Origin of the sequence: Paraburkholderia sp. UCT70, from assembly GCF_050434085.1 — a bacterium.
In the GTDB taxonomy this organism is placed as follows: Bacteria; Pseudomonadota; Gammaproteobacteria; order Burkholderiales; family Burkholderiaceae; genus Paraburkholderia; species Paraburkholderia tuberum.
In genome coordinates this window covers 397,830-419,278 of record NZ_JBNPVZ010000002.1, presented here as the reverse complement: position 1 = coordinate 419,278, position 21,449 = coordinate 397,830, and the positions used below count along the sequence as shown (strand labels likewise).

Genomic DNA, 21,449 nt, shown 5'->3' with positions numbered 1-21,449 from the left:
CGCGGCACGAATGCCGCGACGAAGCGCGTATCGGGGTCGATCAGCGATCAGCGATCAGCGCTGTGCGATCGGCTTCGCTTCACGCAGCGTCTCGCCGATGAACAGCTGACGCGGACGGCCAATCTTCTGCTCGGGATCGGCGATCATTTCGTTCCACTGCGCAATCCAGCCGACCGTGCGTGCCATCGCGAAGATACAGGTGAACATCGACGTCGGAATGCCCAGCGCGCGCTGCACGATGCCCGAGTAGAAGTCGACGTTCGGGTACAGCTTGCGCGACACGAAGTACTCGTCTTCGAGCGCGATCTTTTCCAGCGCCATTGCGAGCTTGAACAGCGGGTCGTCGTGCAGGCCCAGCTCTTCGAGCACTTCGTGGCAGGTTTCGCGCATCAGCTTCGCGCGCGGATCGTAGTTCTTGTACACGCGGTGGCCGAAGCCCATCAGCTTCACGCCCGAGTTCTTGTCCTTCACCTGCTTGATGAACTCAGGAATGTTGTCGACCGAGCCGATTTCTTCCAGCATGTTCAGCGCGGCTTCGTTCGCGCCACCGTGCGCCGGGCCCCACAGACACGCGATACCGGCCGCGATACACGCGAACGGATTCGCGCCCGACGAACCGGCGAGCCGCACGGTCGACGTCGACGCGTTCTGCTCGTGGTCAGCGTGCAGGATCAGGATACGGTCGAGCGCGCGCACCAGCACGTCGTTGACCACGTACTCTTCGCACGGGTTCGAGAACATCATGCGCATGAAGTTCGCGCTGTACGACAGGTCGTTCTTCGGATACACGAACGGCTGGCCGATGCTGTACTTGTACGCCATCGCGACCAGCGTGGGCAGCTTCGCGATCATACGGATCGCCGACACTTCGCGGTGACGCGGGTTATTGATGTCGAGCGAGTCGTGATAGAACGCCGACAGCGCGCCGACCGCGGCGACCAGAATTGCCATCGGGTGCGCGTCGCGACGGAAGCCGCGGAAGAAGAACTGCATCTGCTCGTGCACCATCGTGTGCTTCGTGACGGTGCCGACGAATTCGACCTTCTGCTTCTCGTTCGGCAGCTCGCCGTTCAGCAGCAGGTAGCAGGTTTCGAGGAAGTCGGCGTTTTGCGCGAGGTTGTCGATCGGGTAGCCGCGGTAGAGCAGTTCGCCCTTGTCGCCGTCGATGTAGGTAATCGCCGAATTGCACGCCGCCGTCGACATGAAGCCCGGGTCGTACGTGAATTTGCCGGTCTGGCCGTACAGTTTGCGAATGTCGATCACATCCGGGCCAATCGTGCCCTTGTAAATCGGCATTTCGACGCTCGGCGAATTGTCGCTGAACGATAGCGTGGCTTTAACATCTGACGGGGTCATAGCACATCCTCAATCGAAGTATGGATACAGGGTTTCGATAATTGCACGCCTGGAACAACGGACTGGCGGCGCTCAAGCGTTGCGCAGCAACTCCAGAACGCGGACCACGTCCGGGTCGGCTAGATCGCCTTCTGGTTCCTTGCGCGCGAGCAGCAAGTCCATCAGGTCGTTATCGCTCAGCTCGAGCAGGCGCGTGAGTGCGCCCACGTCGGCATCGCTGAGGTCATGCTCATATCGGCTGAAAAAACGCTCGAAAATCAGGTCGTTTTCCAGCAGGCCCCGCCGTGCGCGCCAGCGAAGACGCGCGCGGCGGAGAGGGTCGGACTGATGCGATGTTTCGGTCATGTCGGTACACCCCGCGCCGCGCCCGGGCGCACTGACCGCCTCTCGGGGGCAGCGCGCGCCAGGGAGCGCGGAGCTCATTGATACTAGACAGCGCGGCGAACCATCAATTCCTTGATCTTGCCGATTGCCTTGGTCGGGTTAAGGCCCTTCGGGCAAACGTCGACACAGTTCATGATCGTGTGGCAACGGAACAGACGGTACGGATCTTCCAGGTTGTCGAGGCGCTCGCCGGTTGCCTGGTCGCGGCTATCCGCGATGAAGCGGTAGGCTTGCAGCAGACCAGCCGGGCCGACGAACTTGTCCGGGTTCCACCAGAAGCTCGGGCACGACGTCGAGCAGCTCGCGCACAGGATACATTCGTACAGGCCGTCGAGCTCGTCGCGTTCTTCCGGCGACTGCAGACGTTCCTTCTCCGGCGGCGGCGTATCGTTGATCAGGTACGGCTTGATCGAGTGATACTGGTTGAAGAACTGCGTGAAGTCGCAGATCAGGTCACGCACGACGGGCAGGCCCGGCAGCGGACGCAGCACGATCTTCTGCGGCAGGTCGTTCAGGTTCGTCAGGCACGCGAGGCCGTTCTTGCCGTTGATGTTCATTGCGTCCGAACCGCACACGCCTTCGCGGCACGAGCGACGGAACGATAACGTTTCGTCGAGCGCCTTCAGCTTGATCAGCGCGTCGAGCAGCATGCGTTCGTGCGAGTCGATTTCGATCTCGTACGTTTGCATGCGCGGTGCGGCGTCCTTGTCCGGATCGTAGCGGTAAATTTCAAATGTACGCTTGGCCATTTCTCTGAATTCCTTTGACTTGTGCCTTAGAAGGTACGCGCTTTCGGCGGAACCGATTCGACGGTCAGCGGCTTCATGTGAACCGGCTTGTAGTCGAGGCGATCGCCTTCGCTGAACCACAACGTATGGCGCAGCCAGTTTTCGTCGTCGCGATGTTCGAAGTCGTCTTGCGCGTGCGCGCCACGGCTTTCCTTGCGCGCTTCGGCCGAGACCATCGTGGCGCGCGCCACTTCGATCAGGTTCGCCACTTCAAGCGCTTCGATACGGGCCGTGTTGAAGACCTTCGACTTGTCCTTCAGATGGATGTTGTCGACGCGTGCAGCCACTTCGCGGATGGCTTCGACGCCTTCGGCCAGCAGAGCCGACGTACGGAACACGCCAGCGTGCTTCTGCATCGTGCCGCGGATGTCGTTGGCGACCGACTGCGCGTACTCGCCCGACGACGAGTTATCGAGCTTCGCCAGACGCGACAGCGCGAAGTCGGCTGCATCGGCCGGTAGCGGCTTGTGTTCCTTCAGTTCCTTCACGTGCTTGACGATGTGGTTGCCGGCAGCCCGGCCGAACACCACGAGGTCGAGCAGCGAGTTCGTGCCGAGACGGTTCGCGCCGTGCACCGACACGCACGAGCATTCGCCCACTGCGTAGAAACCGTTGACGACTTCTTCGTGGCCGCGCGGCGTACCGACCACCTGACCGTTGATGTTCGTCGGGATACCGCCCATCTGGTAGTGGATGGTCGGCACGACCGGGATCGGCTCCTTGATGCAGTCGACGTTCGCGAACTTCAGCGCGATTTCGCGGATCGACGGCAGACGCTTCATGATCGTCTCGGCGCCGATGTGCGACAGGTCGAGCAGCACGTGGTCCTTGTTCGGACCGACGCCGCGACCTTCCTTGATTTCCTGGTCCATCGAACGCGAGACGAAGTCGCGCGGCGCCAGGTCCTTCAGCGTCGGCGCGTAGCGTTCCATGAAACGCTCGCCGTTCGAGTTACGCAGAATACCGCCTTCGCCGCGCACGCCTTCGGTGATCAGCACGCCCGCGCCGGCCACGCCGGTCGGGTGGAATTGCCAGAATTCCATGTCCTGCAGCGCGATGCCCGAACGGGCCGCCATGCCGAGGCCGTCACCGGTGTTGATGAACGCGTTGGTCGATGCCGCGAAGATCCGGCCCGCGCCGCCCGTGGCGAACAGCGTGGTCTTGCCTTCGAGGATGTAGACGTCGCCGGTTTCCATTTCCAGCGCGGTCACGCCGAGCACGTCGCCGTCGGCGTCGCGGATCAGATCGAGCGCCATCCATTCGACGAAGAATTGCGTCTTGGCAGCAACGTTCTGCTGGTACAGCGTGTGCAGCAGCGCGTGACCGGTACGGTCAGCCGCCGCGCAGGCGCGTTGCACCGGCTTTTCGCCGTAGTTCGCGGTGTGGCCGCCGAACGGGCGCTGATAGATCGTGCCGTCCGCGTTACGGTCGAACGGCATGCCGAAGTGTTCGAGTTCGTAGACGGCGTTCGGTGCTTCACGGCACATGAACTCGATCGCGTCCTGGTCGCCGAGCCAGTCGGAGCCCTTGATCGTGTCGTAGAAGTGGTAGTGCCAGTTGTCTTCGCTCATGTTGCCGAGCGAAGCGCCGATGCCGCCCTGGGCCGCGACCGTGTGCGAACGCGTCGGAAACACTTTGGACAGCACGCAGACCGACAGACCGGCGCGCGCCAGTTGCAGCGACGCGCGCATCCCCGAGCCGCCCGCGCCGACGATGACCACGTCAAACTTGCGACGCGGCAGAGAATTCTTGATTGCAACCATGCTTTTATACTCTCCAGAGAATCTGCGCAGCGTAGCCCGCGCACGCGAGCAACCAGAGGATCGTCAGCGCCTGCAGGACGAGACGCGTGCCAACGGGCTTCACGTAATCCATCCAGATGTCACGCATACCAACCCACGCGTGGTAGAACAGCGAGAGAAGCGTGACGAACGTGGCGAGCTTCATCCACTGCGTCGCGAAGATCGACGCCCAGCCGTCGTACGAAAAGTCGCGCGCGAGGAAGAACCACGCGAGCAGAATCACCGTGTACACCGCCATCACGCAGGCGGTGACGCGTTGCGCAAGCCAGTCGCGCAGACCGTAATGCGCGCCGACGACGAGACGCTTCGAACCGATTCGGTTATTGGCTGACATTTTTTAGAATGCTCCGAACAGTTTTGCCGCGAATGCGATGGTAAACAGCGACGACACAACGATCACCACGATGGAGGTCGATTTGCCCTTCTCTTTCGACACGGCATCATGATTCGTATCCATCACGAGGTGACGGATGCCGGCGCAGAAGTGGAACAGGAAGGCCCACGCGAGAACCAGCGTGATCAGCTTGACGATGATGTTGGAGAGGAAGCCTTTGAATACTTCGAAGCTCAGTTCGGAAGTCAGGCTCTGATCGAAGAGGAACAGCAGGAACGGAAGGAAGAGAAACAACAAGGCACCGCTCACGCGATGCAGAATCGACACGCGCCCCGCCAGCGGGAGACGGTATGCCGTCAGTATTTGCCCAATACCGATGTTCCGGAATTCCGGCCTCGGTTTTTTTACGGCTTCTGCCATGCTAGACCCCTACTATGTAGTCACACTAATCCGCAATTTTAGCGCCTTTTTATATCGCGCTGCAGCGAAAACCACGCTGGGTCCTTTGCCGCGCGCGCATTGAAAGCGCCTTCCGATCGGCACGCGTGTGGGACGCCGCGCCTCGTTTAAGCCCGATTCAGCTCAGGTCGTTCTGATAGTAATACCCGGTTGTGACATACCAACCTCGCCGGACTTCGACCGGCCGGTCCCCATAGGTATAGGACACGCGCTCGACCGACAGCAACGGAAAACCCGCCGGCACATGCAGCAGGTCCGCCACGGAAGGCTCCGCCGCGATCGCGCGGATTTTTTCCGTCGCGCGAATCATGCGGGTACCGAATTCCGTCTCGAACATCGCGTAGAGGGGACCCTTGTACTCCGACAGCCGCTCGAGCGTGAGCCCGCGGAACACGACGCCGGGCAGCCAGATTTCGTCGAGCACGGTGACTTCGCCGTCGAACTGCAGCAGACGCTTGATCAGCACGACCGGATCGGCTGGCTTCAGATCGAGCTGCCGCGCGATTTCCGCCGATGCGCGCAGCCGCCGGCATTCGAGCAGACGGCTCACGTGCGGATGCTCGGCGCCGTCGTCGGCGAGCAATCTCAGGAAACGGAACTGCGCGCGCTCTTCGTTGTGCGTTGCAACGAATGTGCCCTTGCCCTGGCGGCGCACCAGCAGGTTGTCGGCGGCGAGTTCGTCGATCGCCTTGCGCACCGTACCCTGACTCACCTTGAAACGGGCGGCCAGTTCGACTTCACTAGGAATGATCTCGCCCGGCTTCCATTCGCCGCTTTCAAGGCTCTGCGTAATCAAGCCCTTGATCTGCTGATATAAGGGGCTGAAGGTAGGCGACGCGGCAGCGGAAACAGCGGATACGCCTTCGCCGGCGGCCCCTTGGCCATTCGGGTTCACAGGATTCGCCGGGTTCGAATTCATGCGCGCATTTCATCATAAAGGGCTGGGACACGTCTAGGGTTTTCCCCGCGATAGATGTGTCTTATATAAGACATAAGATACTGTTGACTTTGTCTGTTTCGACTCCTACACTCCTTGTCGAGCAAGGGTTTGCGGGATTTTGGGGCGGCTGTTTGATGCAGCGCCGCGACGCTCCGGCAGCCACTCTGCACCATGCCGTCCCCTACGCAGTCCAGGTTTCGATTCGCCGCCATCCGTTGCATTCGCGCGCTGTCTCCGTGTTGCACCCGCTGGCCCGATGCTTGCCGAAACGCGCTGTTTGCAGGAGCCCGCACCGTGCAGTTGCGGCCCCGGCCCGGCGTAAGCCCTGGGCCATCCCGTCCCGCTCCGCAGTACAGCTTTCCGGCACGGCGGTCTTGCCGCAGCGCGCCACCCGGTCTCGGCAATTCCGAGCCCGCACGCGAACAGTGAATTCCGCCGTGTTTCATAACGCTACGCTGAACGCGCATATAGAATGGCGTTTTCCCTAGCGTCTAACGCATCGTCCTGGAGATTTCTCAATGGCTAAGCCCGCAAAGCGCGTTGCCGTCACCGGCGCCGCAGGTCAAATCGCTTACTCCCTGCTATTCCGCATCGCCAATGGCGACCTGCTCGGCAAGGACCAGCCGGTGATCCTGCAACTGCTCGATCTGCCGCAAGCGCAAGCCGCCGTCAAAGGCGTCGTGATGGAACTGGATGATTGCGCATTCCCGCTGCTGTCGGGCGTCGTGATCACGGACGACCCGAAGGTCGCGTTCAAGGACGCCGACATTGCACTGCTCGTCGGCGCGCGTCCGCGTTCGAAGGGTATGGAGCGCAAGGATCTGCTGTCGGCCAACGCCGAAATCTTCACGGTTCAGGGCAAGGCGCTGAACGACGTCGCCAGCCGCGACGTGAAGGTTCTGGTGGTCGGCAACCCGGCCAACACGAACGCATACATCGCCATGAAGTCGGCGCCGGATCTGCCGAAGAAGAACTTCACCGCGATGCTCCGTCTGGACCACAACCGCGCGCTGTCGCAACTGGCCGCCAAGTCGGGCAAGCCGGTCGCGTCGATCGAAAAGCTCGCGGTGTGGGGCAACCACTCGCCGACCATGTACCCCGACTTCCGCGTTGCAACGGCTGAAGGTCAGGACCTGACCAAGCTGATCAACGACGAAGAATGGAACCGCAACACGTTCATCCCGACCGTCGGCAAGCGCGGCGCGGCGATCATCGAAGCGCGCGGCCTGTCGTCGGCGGCATCGGCGGCTAACGCTGCGATCGACCATGTGCGTGACTGGGTGCTCGGCACGAACGGCAAGTGGGTCACGATGGGCATCCCGTCGGACGGCTCGTACGGCATCCCCGAAGACATCATCTACGGCGTGCCCGTGACCTGCGAAAACGGCGAGTACAAGCGCGTCGAAGGTCTGGCAATCGACGCGTTCTCGCGCGAAAAGATGGACGGCACGCTGCAGGAACTGCTGGAAGAGCGCGACGGCGTTCAGCACCTGCTCGGCTAAGCATCTCATGCCGATGAACCGGAACTCCGAAGCGTCAGCGCGGCGGGTTCCGGTTTTTTTCGTGTGAATGGCCGTGCGATCATCGCCATTCGCCTCTGATTCGAACGTGCTTTGCCGTTGCCCGACGGCACTCGCGCAGAGCACGCCCGAATCCGACATCCTTAATCCTCACCACGCCCCACACGCCGAAGATGCGCGTTCTCACACCCGCCGAAGTGCTGTTTGAGGGCGAAGCGCCGCCCGCCGTGCTGCCTGCCTGCGATCACTACGCGGGCAGCGAAAAGCTGATGCTGAAGTCGCTCGCGTTACAGCAGCAACTCGGCCCGGTGTTCGATATCACGCTCGATTGCGAAGACGGCGCGCAGGTCGGCCGCGAGGCTGAGCACGCGGAACTGGTCGCATCGCTACTGGGCAGCGAGCATGACCGCTTCGGCCGCGTCGGCGTGCGCATCCACGACTTCGCTCACGCGCACTGGCGCGACGACGTACGCCTCATTCTGCGCGCCGCAAAGCGAGCACCCGCTTACATCACGCTGCCGAAAATCCGCAATGTTCACGATGCCGCCGAAATGATCGCGTTCATCGAGGCGACGCGGCGCGAGCTCGGCCTCGCGCAGCCGGTGCCGGTGCAGTTGCTGGTCGAAACCCACGGCGCGCTTACGCGTGTGTTCGAACTCGCCGCGCTGCCGGGCGTCGAGGCGCTGAGCTTCGGCCTGATGGACTTCGTCTCCGCGCACGACGGCGCGATCCCCGATACCGCGATGCGCTCGCCGGGCCAATTCGATCATCCGCTCGTGCGGCGCGCGAAGCTCGAGATTTCGGCGGCCTGCCATGCGTTCGGCAAGGTGCCGTCGCACAACGTCAGCACTGAAGTGCGCGACATGAGCGTGGTCGCGAACGACGCACAGCGCGCCCGCAACGAGTTCGGCTACACGCGCATGTGGAGCATCCACCCCGCGCAGATCGAGGCGATCGTCGCCGCGTTCGCGCCGCGCGACGAAGAAATCGCAACGGCCACCGAAATCCTGCTGGCCGCGCAGTCCGCGCATTGGGGCCCGACGCGTCATGGCGATACGCTACACGACCGCGCGAGCTACCGCTATTACTGGTCGGTGCTGCGCCGCGCGCAAACCACCGGCCGCGCTGTTCCACAAGAAGCGGCGCCGCTTTTTGCGCAAGTGGGCGCCAACGGACAGTCTGTGGCATAAGCGACGCGTTTTTCAAACGGCAGGATGAGCCGGCACACAGGAGAAGGCGGAACATGAGCGAGACGACGCAAGCCGCTGGCGCAACAGGCGACAACGAAACGCAAAGCGGCTTCAAACCAAAGAAATCCGTCGCGCTGTCGGGCGTGACCGCGGGCAACACCGCGCTGTGCACGGTCGGCAAGACCGGCAACGATCTGCACTATCGCGGCTATGACATTCTCGACATCGCCGAGGCGTGCGAATTCGAGGAGATCGCTTATCTGCTGGTTCACGGCAAGCTGCCGACGCAGGCCGAACTGACCGCGTACAAGACGAAGCTGAAGTCGATGCGCGGCCTGCCGGCCAACGTGAAGGCCGCGCTCGAATGGATTCCGGCCGCCGCGCATCCGATGGACGTGATGCGCACCGGCGTGTCGGTGCTCGGCACCGTGCTGCCCGAGAAGGATGACCACAATCTGTCCGGCGCGCGCGAGATCGCCGACAAACTGATGGCCTCGCTCGGCTCGATGCTGCTGTACTGGTATCACTACTCGCACAACGGCAAGCGCATCGAGGTCGAAACCGACGACGATTCGATCGGCGGGCATTTCCTGCATCTGCTGCATGGCGTCGAGCCGTCGAAGGCGTGGGTCGATGCGATGCACGTGTCGCTGAACCTGTACGCGGAGCACGAGTTCAACGCGTCGACGTTCACCGGCCGCGTGATCGCGGGCACGGGCTCGGACATGTACTCGGCGGTCACCGGCGCGATCGGCGCGCTGCGCGGCCCGAAACACGGCGGCGCCAATGAAGCCGCGTTCGAAATCCAGTCGCGCTACCAGACGCCTGACGAAGCCGAAGCCGACATCCGCCGCCGCGTCGAGAACAAGGAAGTCGTGATCGGCTTTGGCCATCCGGTCTACACGATCTCGGACCCGCGCAACAAGATCATCAAGGAAGTCGCGAAGAAGCTGTCGAAGGAAGCGGGCAACACGAAACTGTTCTCGATCGCCGAGCGGCTCGAATCGGTGATGTGGGACGCGAAGAAGATGTTCCCGAACCTCGACTGGTTCAGCGCGGTGTCGTACCACATGATGGGCGTGCCGACCGCGATGTTCACGCCGCTGTTCGTGATCTCGCGTACGGCAGGATGGAGCGCGCACATCATCGAGCAGCGCGTCGACAACAAGATCATCCGGCCGAGCGCGAATTACACCGGACCCGAGAATTTAAAGTACGTGCCGCTAAATAGGAGAAAATAGTGATCGCTGCGCGCTCCACAGCGCGTGCAGTTCAACCCACGCGGCCGCCGGACCGGTCGTCCGCGCACTGTTTAACTGATTTTGATAGAAAGGTTTTCTCCATGAAAAAGCTGATGATCGCCGCCATGATTGGCGCCCTGTCCACGACGATGCTGACCGTCGCGACTGACGCCGCCGCTGCGGACACGGCCACCACCACCACGAAGAAGGCTGTCGCAAAGCGCCCGGAGCCGCGCCGCCTGATCAAGCGCAAGGCGAATCCGGCGAAGGAAGCGAAGGTCGATCCGACTCCCGAAGGCGCGGAAAAGTGGTCGTGCAAGGATGGCCTTGCTTTCGAAATGAAAGGTGACATGAAGCGCGACCAGATCGTCGTGGTTCACTGGGCGAACAAGAACTACAACCTGCCGCGCGAAGCGACCACGACGGGCGCCGACCGCTTCCACGACGCAGCATCCGGTATGGACCTCGTCGTGATCCCGACGAAGGCCATGCTGTTCCAGGACAAGGACAGCTCGCGTCTCGCGGACGAGTGCAAGACGGTCGCCATGGAACAGGGCGCGCCGGCTGCAACGCAATCGAACGCGATCAACAAGACCGGCAACTGATTTTCGCCGCCAGGGAAGCCCCCAATGTCCGCCCCGATCTCCAACGTACGACCCGCCCCGGACGCCGTCCTGGTCGAGATCGTCGACTACGTGCTGGATTACCGGATCGACAGCGCGCTCGCGCTGGAAACCGCGCGTCATTGCCTGATCGACACGCTCGGTTGCGGACTCGAGGCGCTTACCTACCCAGCCTGCACCAAGCTGATGGGACCGATCGTGGCAGGCACGATCGTCCCCAACGGCGCGAAGGTGCCGGGCACGTCGTTCCAGCTGGACCCGGTTCAGGCCGCCTTCAACATCGGCGCGATGATCCGCTGGCTCGATTTCAACGACACCTGGCTAGCCGCCGAATGGGGCCATCCGTCCGATAACCTCGGTGGCATTCTCGCGACGGCCGACTGGCTCTCGCGCACCGCCATCGCAGCCGGCAAAGCGCCGCTGACGATGAAAGACGTCCTGATCGCCATGATCAAGGCGCACGAAATTCAAGGCTGCATCGCGCTCGAGAACTCGTTCAACCAGGTCGGGCTCGATCATGTGCTGCTCGTCAAGCTTGCGTCGACCGCCGTGGTCGGCCAGCTGATCGGCCTTACGCGCGACGAGCTGATCAACGCGGTATCGCAGGCGCTCGTCGATGGGCAGGCGCTGCGCACCTACCGTCATGCGCCGAACACCGGTTCGCGCAAATCGTGGGCCGCCGGCGACGCGACCTCGCGCGCCGTGCGCCTCGCGCTGATCTCGAAGACCGGCGAGATGGGCTATCCGTCGGTGCTCAGCGCGAAAACGTGGGGCTTCTACGACGTGCTGTTCAACGGCAACGCGTTCCAGTTCCAGCGTCCGTACGGCTCGTACGTGATGGAAAACGTGCTGTTCAAAATCTCGTTTCCGGCCGAGTTCCACGCGCAAACCGCCGTGGAAGCCGCGCTCGCGCTGCATGTGCAGCTCGCCGCGCAGGGCCGGCGCGTCGAAGACATTCGCCGCATCACGATCCGCACGCACGAAGCGGCGATTCGCATCATCGATAAACAGGGTCCGCTGAACAATCCGGCTGACCGTGATCATTGCATCCAGTACATGATCGCGGTGCCGCTGATTTTCGGCCGTCTGACGGCTGCCGATTACGAAGATTCAGTCGCGCAGGACTCGCGTATCGATGCATTGCGCGCGAAGATGGAATGCGTCGAAGACCCACAGTTCACGAAGGACTATCACGCCCCGGAAAAGCGTTCGATCGCCAACGCACTGGCGATCGAATTCAACGACGGGTCGAAGTTCGGTGAAGTCGTAGTCGAATACCCGATCGGTCATAAGCGCCGTCGTGAAGACGGTATTCCGTTGCTGGTCGAGAAGTTCAAGACCAACCTCGCGCGGCGCTTTCCGGTCAAGCAACATCTGGCGATTCTCGACGTATCGCTCGACCAGGCCAAGCTCGAAGCGACGCCGGTCAATGAATACGTCGATCTGTACGTCATCTAGGTTGAGTACTGTAGTTCCGCGATCCAAACCAAGGAAAACACCATGGCCCACAACCTCCACAAAACGCTCAAGGAATTCGACAGCGGTTCCGGCAAAGGCAAGTTCTACTCCCTGCCGCAACTCGGCAAGGCTCTGAACCTCAAGATCGACCGCCTGCCGGTCTCGATCCGTATCGTGCTGGAATCGGTGCTGCGCAACTACGACGGCAAGAAAGTCGCCGAAGAACATGTCACGCAACTCGCGAACTGGAAGCCGACCGCGGCGCGCGTCGACGAAATTCCGTTCGTCGTGTCGCGCGTCGTGCTGCAGGACTTCACCGGCGTGCCGCTGCTCGCCGACATCGCCGCGATGCGCGGCGTCGCGAAGGCCGTCGGCAAGAACCCGAAGTCGATCGAGCCGCTGGTGCCGGTCGATCTGGTCGTCGACCACTCGGTGCAGATCGACCACTTCCGCGAGAAGAACGCGCTCGACCTGAACATGAAGCTGGAATTCCAGCGCAACAACGAGCGCTATCAGTTCATGAAGTGGGGCATGCAGGCGTTCGACACGTTCAAGGTCGTGCCGCCGGGCGTCGGCATCGTTCACCAGGTGAACCTCGAGTACCTCGCGCGCGGCGTGCACAAGAAGGCCGACGGCGCGGACACCGTGTACTACCCGGATTCGCTGGTCGGCACGGACAGCCACACGACGATGATCAACGGCATCGGCGTGGTCGGCTGGGGGGTGGGCGGTATCGAAGCCGAAGCAGGCATGCTCGGCCAGCCGGTGTACTTCCTGACGCCGGACGTCGTCGGTGTGCACCTGAAGGGCAAGCTGATCGAAGGCGTGACGGCGACCGACCTCGTGCTGACGATCACCGAACTGCTGCGCAAGGAGAAGGTTGTCGGCAAGTTCGTCGAGTTCTTCGGCAAAGGCACGCGCTCGCTCTCGGTGCCGGACCGTGCGACGATCGGCAACATGGCGCCGGAATACGGCGCAACAATGGGCTTCTTCCCGGTCGACGAAAAGACCATCGACTTCTTCCGCGGCACGGGCCGCACGGATGCGGAAATCTCCGCGTTCGAAAACTACTTCAAGGCGCAGGAGCTGTTCGGCATTCCGGGCGAAGGCGATATCGATTACACGAAGGTCGTCACGCTGGATCTCGCGACGGTCGCGCCGTCGCTGGCAGGCCCGAAGCGTCCGCAGGACCGCATCGAGATCGGCCACGTGAAGTCGACCTTCACGGACCTGTTCTCGAAGCCGGTCGCTGAAAACGGCTTTGCGAAGAAGGCCGCCGATCTCGACGCGCAATATACGACCAGCAACGGCGTCGACGTCAAGAACGGCGACGTGCTGATCGCCGCGATCACGTCGTGCACGAACACGTCGAACCCGAGCGTGCTGCTGGCCGCCGGTCTGCTCGCGAAGAAGGCTGTCGAGGCTGGCCTGACCGTCGCGCCGCACATCAAGACTTCGCTCGCTCCGGGCTCGCGCATCGTCACCGAGTACCTGACGAAAACTGACCTGCTGAAGTACCTCGACAAGCTCGGTTTCACGCTGGCCGCTTACGGCTGCACGACCTGTATCGGTAACTCGGGTGACCTGACGCCGGAACTGAACGAAGCGATCACGAAGAACGACATCGTCGCGGCAGCCGTGCTGTCGGGCAACCGTAACTTCGAAGCGCGGATTCACCCGAACATCCGCGCGAACTTCCTCGCGTCGCCGCCGCTCGTCGTCGCGTACGCGATCGCCGGCAACATCACGCGCGACCTGATGACCGAGCCGGTCGGCAAGGGCAAGAGCGGCAACGACATCTACCTCGGCGACATCTGGCCGACCAGCGAAGAAGTCAACGCGCTGCTGAAGTACGCGCTGGATGCCGACGCGTTCCGCAAGAACTACTCCCAGCTCACGAAGAAGGGCGACCTGTGGAGCAAGATCGAGGGCGAAGTAGGTCAGGTCTACGATTGGCCGAAGTCGACCTACATCGCCGAGCCACCGTTCTTCGGCAAGGACTTCTCGATGACGCCGGCTTCCAGCATCGCGCCGGTCAAGGGCGCACGCGCGTTGGGCATCTTCGGTGACTCGGTCACGACCGACCACATCAGCCCGGCAGGCTCGATCAAGGAAGACTCGCCAGCAGGCCGCTGGTTGAAGGAAAACGGCGTGCAAAAGGCCGACTTCAACAGCTACGGCTCGCGGCGCGGTAACCACGACGTGATGATGCGCGGCACGTTCGCGAACGTCCGTATCAAGAACCTGATGATCCCGGCGAAGGCGGACGGCTCGCGCGTCGAAGGCGGCCTGACGATTCACCAGCCGAGCGGCGAACAGCTGTCCATCTATGACGCAGCGATGAAGTACATCGACGCCAATACGCCGACCGTCGTGTTCGCGGGCGAAGAGTACGGCACGGGCTCGTCGCGCGACTGGGCGGCCAAGGGCACGCAACTGCTGGGCGTGAAGGCTGTGGTCGCACGCAGCTTCGAGCGGATCCATCGTTCGAACCTGGTCGGCATGGGCGTTCTGCCGCTGCAGTTCAAGGGCTCGGATAGCGTGCAGTCGCTCGGCATCACCGGCGAAGAAACGTACGACATCGAAGGCCTCGGCGACGACTTCAAGCCGCAACAGGAAGTCACGCTCGTGATCCACGGCAAGGACGGCGACAAGCGCGTTCCGGTGCTGCTGCGTATCGACACGCCGATCGAAGTCGACTACTACAAGCACGGCGGGATTCTGCCGTTCGTGCTGCGCTCGCTGCTGGCTGCTTAAGCCTCGCGGCAACGCATACAGCCTCGCTGTTTTGCAGGGGCTGCGTCCTGTGGAGGGCGCAGCCGACTTTGAAGCCCGACCTGAGGTCGGGCTTTTTTTATCGGCTCGCCGAACGCCACGGCTCACGCGCCGCGACTCCTCCATCACTTCAAGCCGAAATCGACCCGCGTCGTCGCACCCTTGTCCTTGATGTCGTCGGCATTCATCTTCGGCGCGACGATAAACACGCGGCTGCTGTCGATCTTGCCTTCCAGGTACTGCTGCACACTCTGCGCGCGCCGCTGCGCGAGTTGCCGCAAGCTCGCGTCGTCGATCGGTGCGTTGGCCGCGAGCGCGCCCTTCATGTCGTCGTCGGGCAGCGTCTTCGTCATACCGATGAAGTTGCGCGGCTTCTTGAAGTCGGCGGACTTGTAGGCCTTGGTCAGATATTTGTCGTAGTCCTGCTGATCGACCGTGACCGTCGACGGATCGACGCTCTCGCCGTTACCCACCGCGTCCTTGATCTTCTGCCGCTTGACCATCTGATCGACGTACTGCGTGCGCAGCGCCGGCTCGTCGACCTTCGGATCGACGCGTCCGATCAGGTCCATGCGGATCGACGGCTTGTCGGTGAGTGCCGTCACGATCGTGTCGAGTTTCTGCTTGTCCGCATCGGTGAGCGTCGCCGAGCCGGCCTCGAATTCGACGTAACCGAGGTCCTCACCATTGCCGCCGAACGCGTGCGCGATCAGCGAGAACGGCGCGGTCACCGCCTTTTCGAGCAGATTGAGCACCGCATGCCAGATCAGCCCGCCGATGCTGAACTCGGGGTTCGACAACGAGCCCGACACTGGCAGGTTCACGTCGATCTCGCCGCGCGAGTTCTTCAGCAGCGAGATCGCGAAACGCACCGGCAGCTTGGTCGCGGTGTCGTTGTCGACGTGATCGCCGAACGTCAGCTGATCGATGAACAGGTGGTTGTTCGCATTCAGCTGGTCGTTCTCGAGCTTGTAATGCAGATCGACGTTGAGCTTGCCCTTCGTGATCGGATAGCCCGCGTATTTCGCCGAATACGGCGTCAGGTTGGTCAGCTCGATGTCGTGCGCGGTCGCGGTCAGATCGAGCGCCGGTTTCGCGATCAGCGGATTAATGGTGCCGCGGATCGTCAGCGGACCGTTGGCCGCGAGCTTCGCGGCCACGTCGACCGGCGCGGGCGTCGTCGATTCCGTACCGAACGCGCCGATCGTGCCCTGAATGGCGACGAGGTTCGCCGTGTAGTTCGGCTTGACGAAGTTGTCGGTATAGGTCACGCGGCCCTGCTGCAACACCAATTGCCCGACGTGCATCTTGACCGGGTTTGCTGGCGGCCTCGGGGCCGTGGGGCTGGCGACGGCCGTGGCGGCAGGCTCGCCGGGCGTTGCAGCAGATGCCGCGACCGGCGCCGACGCCGCGACTGCCTCGGACACCGCCTCGGGCGTCAGCGGAATCGGGTGCGAGCCGCTCTTGTCGCGCGTCAGCGACTGCGTCGTACCGCCCTCGTGCGCGACCACATCCTTCAGATTCAGCTTGCCTTGCGCGTCGAGCAGTACACGCCCATAGAACTTCGAGAACGTCACGCGGCCCGCGTCGACGACGGTGCCGTGCTCGTCGTAGTCGGCCTTCAGGTTCGACAGCGCGAGCGAGCCCCAGCCCGCGAACGGGTCCGACGTCACCTTGTCGAGCATGCGCACGGCGACGAGCGCCATGTCGCCGCGAAAGTTCGCTTTCAGCGACTTAGCCTGGGTGACCGCGAGATCGCCGTTCGCGTTCAGCAGCGCGCTCGCGAGCGTCGCGTTCAGGTTGCTGCCGAAGTACGGCTCGAACGCGGCCGCGTCGAGCTGGTTCGCGTTGATCTTGACAGCCAGCTTTAGCGGCGTCGCGGTCACGTCGCCCTTCACAGCGAGCGTGCCCTTTTTGTTCAACGTCGCTTGCAGGTCGACCGGCAGCGGACGGCCCAAGTCGTCGCTGATCTGCCGCACCTTCAGCTGCACCGGCGTAAAGCTCAGTTTGACCGGCTGCGGCGTCGTGTTGTCGGTGAAATCGGCGGTCGCGTCTTTGAGCGTCAATTCGGCGATCTTGTAGCGCCATGCGGGGCCTTCGGCGTGCGCTTGTTTCGCCGCGTGGATCGCCGTGCGCTCCGTCGCCTGTTGATGCGCCCCCGCGAGCGCATTCAGATTGATGGTGCCGTCCTTCAGGCGCTGCGCGTCGACCGCGAGACCGGTTACGTCTACGCTCGTCACGTCGGCCGTGCGCGCCGCGACGTCGACCCGTTTGACTACCACGTTACCCTGCGCGAGCGAGATCACCGGCGTCTTGCCGCCGCGCGCCGCGAGCTTCACCGCCTGCATGTCCAGCTGCGTGTCCGCGACCGTCAGCGCCATCGGCGACTTCGACCAGTTCGCGTCGATATTCGTCGTCGCGGACAACGCGCCGTCGAGCACCTGCGCGGACGTCGCGGTATCCAGATACGGCTGCAACGGCGGCAGCTTCAACGACTTCAGATCGAGCTTCGCGCTCGCCGTCTTCGCCGCGAGGCCGACCGTGCCGTCGGCGGCGAGCGAACCGCCGCCGTCTTTCAGGTTCGTGTTCAGCGTGTAGTGCGCTGGCGCCGACGCGAGCGTCGAGAAATCGGTCAGCGTAACCGCGAGGTTTTGCAGCCCGGCTTCTACCGGATGCGACGCGGCTTCGTCGTGTACGTTCACGGTGCCGTCGTTGAGTGTGAAACGTTTGATCGCGACGTCGAACGGCGGGGCCGCCTTTTCGGCGGCGGCGGTTTTGGCGTTGGCATTCGCGTCCGCGGTTTCCTTTGCCGCGATTTTTTCCGGCGCGGGCGCGAACATATGCTCGACGCTCAATACGCCGTCCTTGTCGCGCGCGAGGCTCGCGCTCGGCGCGTCGATGCGGATATCGTCGAAGTGATAGATGCTCTTCAACGGTTCGAGCGATGCCGCCGCCACATGCACGGCGCGCGCCGCGAAAAACGGCGCCTTGCCTTGATCCTGCACGTTGACGTCGTTCAGATCGACGGTGCCGGCGACGCGCAGCGACGGCGTGTCGTTCGACATCTCGAAGTTCAGCTTCAGGTCGGTGGACAGCTTGCCCGACTGCACGATCACCGGCAGTTTCGACGGCGCGTAAGACACCAGCTTCGGCACGTCGAGCTCGTCGAAGCGCAGCGACACTTCCGACTCGCGCGACGCCGCGAACGGCTTGGTCCTGCCGTCGATCGCGAGCTGACTGTCACCGTCGAGACGCGCGCGCAGCAGCGGCTCGACGAAGATATCGGTCTTCGACGGCAGCGTCGCGATGAACGGAATGCCGAGCTTCCATTGATCGATCACGTGGCTCGTGCCGAGCAGCCGGTCGTCGAACCTGATCTGGCCGTTTTCGACGCGAATGTTGGAGACGGAGAACTGCGTCGGCTTGCTATTCGGTTTTGCCGGCTGATTCGCGAATTTCTCGATCAGGTCGCTGAAATTGAAGTGCTGCGCATCGAGGCGAACGATATGAAAGCGCGGTGAATCGACCTGCACTTCGTCGACGATGGGCGCGCCGCGAAACAGCGAACTCCACGACGGCTTCACGATGAGCCGCGAAATATCGACGAAGTCGCCCGAGCCGCCGCGCTCGCCGATATGCACGTTGTCGGCCTCGAAACGCAGTGTGTACGGATTGAGCGCGATGCGGCCGATCGACGCCGGCCGGTCGAGCTGCTTGCTCAGTTGCTGGCTCGCGATGTGGCGGATCAGCGGCGGCGCCGCGAAAAAGCCGAGCAGGCCGAACAGGACGACGAAGATCAGCAGACCGACGAGAATCCGTCGCGTACGGCGCGACTGCGCGACTGCGCGCACGGTCTGTATGGAGGAGGCTAACGATGCTTTATTGAGGCTTGCCATGCTCGATGTGGAGGAATGCGGCGGCAAGCCCGCCGCGAAAAACAGAGATCCCGCAAGCGGCAGTATAAGGCGTGAATCAATGGTTAGACAGGAATGTCAGGCCCGCCTTGACGATTCGTGCTGCTGACTGACTGGCTTTCCCGCGAACGAGATTTTCGCGAGCGTTAGATAATGAAACCGGACGGCGCGCGGTTTGCCCACGCGCCGTTCACATCATTGCCGCACGACCGGGGGCGGCTGCCAGCTGCCGTCGGTGGCTTGCGGCTTCGGCGCATACAGGCGTAGCAACAGTTGCATGTCCGCGCGCGGTGCGGGCAGCCAGTTACCGGTCCGGCTGCGCGTCGAAGACACGACCACGTCGAGCGAACCATCGCGATTGCGGCGCGCGCCATTGCGATCGCCAACCGCGAGCCGCGCCGGCGCGTTCTCGCTCAGCGCGCCATCCTTCGTATACGCGGTGATCGTCCAGAAACCGCGCACCGGCGGCAGCTGGTTCGCCGCGAAGTGGATCACATAGCGATTCGCGCCGTTCAGCGTGTTGCCGTCGCTGTCCTGCGTGACGAACGCGCGTACTTCGTCGTCCTTCGTACCGAGGCCCAACTGTGTGCTCGCCGCATACGCGCGCAACCCATAGTCGGGACCGTAGTTGCCGACGGCATCGCCGAACCAGCTCCAGCCGTTCGCGCTCAGCAGATTCGACGGCGGCGTCGCGACGCGATCGCGACCGTCGGCGAGACCGGCCGCGAGCGCATCGGATGACTTCGGCAGCGTCACAGGATCGCCCGGCGTCACGCCGAGGTCGGCGAGAAATTGGAGCGCGTGCGGATCGGCCGGTGTCGGTGGATTGTCAGGCAACGCGTCGGCGAGACGGCCGAAGAAGCCGCTCGCGTCGAGCGCGGCGACCTGCTGCGCCGGCGTGCCGCTCGGGCCCGCGACGCCGCTTGCGTAACCGCGCGGCGGCACCGCCGGCTCCGCGTCGCCGACGAACATGCTCAGCGGCTTCAGACGGATCGCGTGCTGCAGCTTGCGCACCGCGTTCAGATCGCGCGCGCCGTTCGACTGGATGCGCACGCTGATCCATGCGTTGCGCGTCGGCACTTCGACGCGCTTTGCGCCCTTCGGCAGCTCGCCCTTCCAGCCCGGTGCGACGAACGCGATCGTCTGCGCGCGCAAGCCCTTCGCGGTGCCCGTGCCCGCGGCGAACTGCGGCCCGGTCGACCACGCGACGTTGGTCCACATGTCGAGCACGCGCGCATCGACGTAACGGCCATGCGAATCAGGTAGCGCCAGGATCACCGGCTCGGCGGCAAGGTCGAGCCAGCCGGTCGAGTCGAGCGTGTCGAGGCTCGGCTGCGGCGGATTGGTCGCGCCGATCGGCGGCAGCGCCTGCGCGTGACGCAGCGTGTTGAAAGGCGCCTGACCCGGCTCGGTGCCGACCGCCGCATCGCGCGCGGCGCTCATCAGCACGAGCGGATAGCCGAATACGTAGGAGTCGGCGACTTCGTCCTTGATCCAGCCGGTGCGTTGTTGCGTCGCGGTGGGGGTCGACGCACAGCTGGCCAGCAGTGCCAGACCCGCGAGCGACGCGCAGGTTCGTTGAAGCAAAAACAGTTCTCGGAGATTTTTTATCATTCGTTCAGAGTGCGGAACGTGCAGTCCTATGGGGGATGCCGGTGTGCAGCGCCTGGTGCATGCGCGGTTCTCCCGAAACACTGCGCAGCGAGTCCGCGGATTGCGATTCCGACAACACCGCGTTGTATCGTATCCTTGCTAGCCAGGCAAGCACAAAGCAGGGAATTGTGGCTAACAGCGCGCAGGCGCGTCACCGATGTGACAATCGGCGTCGCTGTCACATTATGTTCCCGCGCCAACGGCTCGCGCGAGCGCGCCATGCTTTTTTGATTCGCGCATTCGTCGATCCGCCAGCTGGGCCGTTCGCCTCCACTCTTTCGTCGTCCTGCATTCGGAATACTTCAATGTACATGCCCGCCCATTTCGAAGAGAACCGTCCAGAGGTTCTTCATCGCCTGATCGCCGAGCACCCGTTCGGCGCGCTGATTACGCACGGCCCCAACGGGCTCGATGCGAATCATCTGCCGTTCGAGGCCCAGGCGGATGCGGCGGATTCGGCACGTCTGGTGCTGCGCGTGCACGTCGCGCGGGCGAACCCCGTCTGGCAGGAAGCCGCGACCCATCCCGAAGCGCTCGTGATCTTCCAGGGGCCGACCGCCTATATTTCCCCGAGCTGGTATCCGAGCAAACACGAAACGCACAAGCAGGTGCCGACCTACAACTATATGGTCGTGCATGCACATGGCAGGATCGTGGTGCATGACGATGAATCGTTCGTGCGCGGTCTCGTCGCGCGACTCACGCGCAAGATGGAAGCCGGCGAGCCGGCGCCATGGAAGATGGGCGACGCGCCCGCCGACTACATCGCGCAGATGCTCGGCGCGATCGTCGGTATCGAGATCGAGGTAACGCGGCTCGTCGGCAAATGGAAGCTCGGGCAGAACAAGGCGGCCGAAGACCGGCGCGGCGCCGCGCAAACGCTGCTCGCGCGCGACGGCGATCAACAGAAGGCGGTGGGACAGGCGATGCTCGATGCGCCGCCGGCGTTCTGACGACGGCCGCATAATCCGGCCTTGACCTTCCCGTCATGGGAAGGTCAATACTGGATTCA

16 protein-coding genes are annotated in these 21,449 nt (G+C 63.0%); 7 read left to right on the top strand and 9 right to left on the bottom strand.

The annotated features are described in order from the left end of the window. Positions 1 to 54 precede the first annotated feature (54 nt). The 7 genes from gltA to OKW41_RS04195 all read right to left on the bottom strand — a co-directional run bounded on the left by gltA (position 55) and on the right by OKW41_RS04195 (position 6,042). Positions 55 to 1,356, bottom strand: a complete 1,302-nt coding sequence (gene gltA, locus OKW41_RS04225; protein WP_429444912.1) for a citrate synthase — start codon at positions 1,354 to 1,356, stop codon at positions 55 to 57. Between the two features lie 72 nt (positions 1,357 to 1,428). After that, the gene (locus OKW41_RS04220; protein ID WP_018424116.1) at positions 1,429 to 1,701 is read right to left on the bottom strand and encodes a succinate dehydrogenase assembly factor 2; all 273 of its coding nucleotides are present in this window, start codon (positions 1,699 to 1,701) and stop codon (positions 1,429 to 1,431) included. Positions 1,702 to 1,784: 83 nt separating this feature from the next. Further along, positions 1,785 to 2,489 (bottom strand): succinate dehydrogenase iron-sulfur subunit, encoded by a 705-nt coding sequence (locus OKW41_RS04215; RefSeq protein ID WP_184004350.1) that lies wholly within the window; start codon positions 2,487 to 2,489, stop codon positions 1,785 to 1,787. Between the two features lie 26 nt (positions 2,490 to 2,515). Beyond that, positions 2,516 to 4,291, bottom strand: coding sequence for a succinate dehydrogenase flavoprotein subunit (sdhA, locus tag OKW41_RS04210; RefSeq protein ID WP_429444910.1), 1,776 nt, complete (start codon positions 4,289 to 4,291; stop codon positions 2,516 to 2,518). A gap of 4 nt (positions 4,292 to 4,295) precedes the next feature. Continuing rightward, on the bottom strand, positions 4,296 to 4,664 hold the full coding sequence (sdhD, locus tag OKW41_RS04205) for a succinate dehydrogenase, hydrophobic membrane anchor protein (RefSeq protein WP_429444908.1): 369 nt from the start codon (positions 4,662 to 4,664) through the stop codon (positions 4,296 to 4,298). A 3-nt stretch (positions 4,665 to 4,667) separates the two neighbouring features. Next, a complete protein-coding gene (sdhC, locus tag OKW41_RS04200; RefSeq protein ID WP_429571674.1) occupies positions 4,668 to 5,084 on the bottom strand; it encodes a succinate dehydrogenase, cytochrome b556 subunit in 417 nt (138 codons plus the stop codon). A 157-nt stretch (positions 5,085 to 5,241) separates the two neighbouring features. Next, entirely contained in the window at positions 5,242 to 6,042 is an 801-nt protein-coding gene (locus OKW41_RS04195; RefSeq protein WP_429444906.1) for a GntR family transcriptional regulator, read from the bottom strand. A gap of 539 nt (positions 6,043 to 6,581) precedes the next feature. Between OKW41_RS04195 and OKW41_RS04190 the strand changes: the two genes are divergently transcribed. The 6 genes from OKW41_RS04190 (at position 6,582) to acnA (ending at position 14,852) form a co-directional block, all read left to right on the top strand. Then, positions 6,582 to 7,565, top strand: coding sequence for a malate dehydrogenase (locus OKW41_RS04190; protein ID WP_090808272.1), 984 nt, complete (start codon positions 6,582 to 6,584; stop codon positions 7,563 to 7,565). A 191-nt stretch (positions 7,566 to 7,756) separates the two neighbouring features. Further along, entirely contained in the window at positions 7,757 to 8,773 is a 1,017-nt protein-coding gene (locus OKW41_RS04185) for an HpcH/HpaI aldolase/citrate lyase family protein (protein ID WP_429571673.1), read from the top strand. Between the two features lie 53 nt (positions 8,774 to 8,826). Beyond that, positions 8,827 to 10,014, top strand: a complete 1,188-nt coding sequence (gene prpC / locus OKW41_RS04180) for a bifunctional 2-methylcitrate synthase/citrate synthase (RefSeq protein ID WP_429571672.1) — start codon at positions 8,827 to 8,829, stop codon at positions 10,012 to 10,014. A gap of 101 nt (positions 10,015 to 10,115) precedes the next feature. Continuing rightward, positions 10,116 to 10,619, top strand: coding sequence for a hypothetical protein (locus OKW41_RS04175; protein WP_429571671.1), 504 nt, complete (start codon positions 10,116 to 10,118; stop codon positions 10,617 to 10,619). A 24-nt stretch (positions 10,620 to 10,643) separates the two neighbouring features. After that, complete coding sequence (locus tag OKW41_RS04170; RefSeq protein ID WP_429571670.1) at positions 10,644 to 12,095, top strand: bifunctional 2-methylcitrate dehydratase/aconitate hydratase; 1,452 nt, start codon at positions 10,644 to 10,646, stop codon at positions 12,093 to 12,095. Between the two features lie 42 nt (positions 12,096 to 12,137). Beyond that, the gene (gene acnA / locus OKW41_RS04165) at positions 12,138 to 14,852 is read left to right on the top strand and encodes an aconitate hydratase AcnA (protein ID WP_429571669.1); all 2,715 of its coding nucleotides are present in this window, start codon (positions 12,138 to 12,140) and stop codon (positions 14,850 to 14,852) included. A 143-nt stretch (positions 14,853 to 14,995) separates the two neighbouring features. Here the strand turns inward: acnA and OKW41_RS04160 are convergent, their stop codons facing one another. Further along, complete coding sequence (locus OKW41_RS04160; protein ID WP_429571668.1) at positions 14,996 to 18,766, bottom strand: DUF748 domain-containing protein; 3,771 nt, start codon at positions 18,764 to 18,766, stop codon at positions 14,996 to 14,998. A 213-nt stretch (positions 18,767 to 18,979) separates the two neighbouring features. Then, positions 18,980 to 20,398 carry a DUF1254 domain-containing protein gene (locus tag OKW41_RS04155; protein ID WP_429571667.1) on the bottom strand — a complete coding sequence of 473 codons (1,419 nt, stop codon included), beginning with the start codon at positions 20,396 to 20,398 and terminating at the stop codon, positions 18,980 to 18,982. A 344-nt stretch (positions 20,399 to 20,742) separates the two neighbouring features. Here OKW41_RS04155 and OKW41_RS04150 point away from each other — a divergent pair, with 344 nt between their 5' ends. Beyond that, positions 20,743 to 21,390 carry an FMN-binding negative transcriptional regulator gene (locus OKW41_RS04150; protein WP_429571666.1) on the top strand — a complete coding sequence of 216 codons (648 nt, stop codon included), beginning with the start codon at positions 20,743 to 20,745 and terminating at the stop codon, positions 21,388 to 21,390. The last annotated feature ends 59 nt before the right edge of the window (positions 21,391 to 21,449 follow it).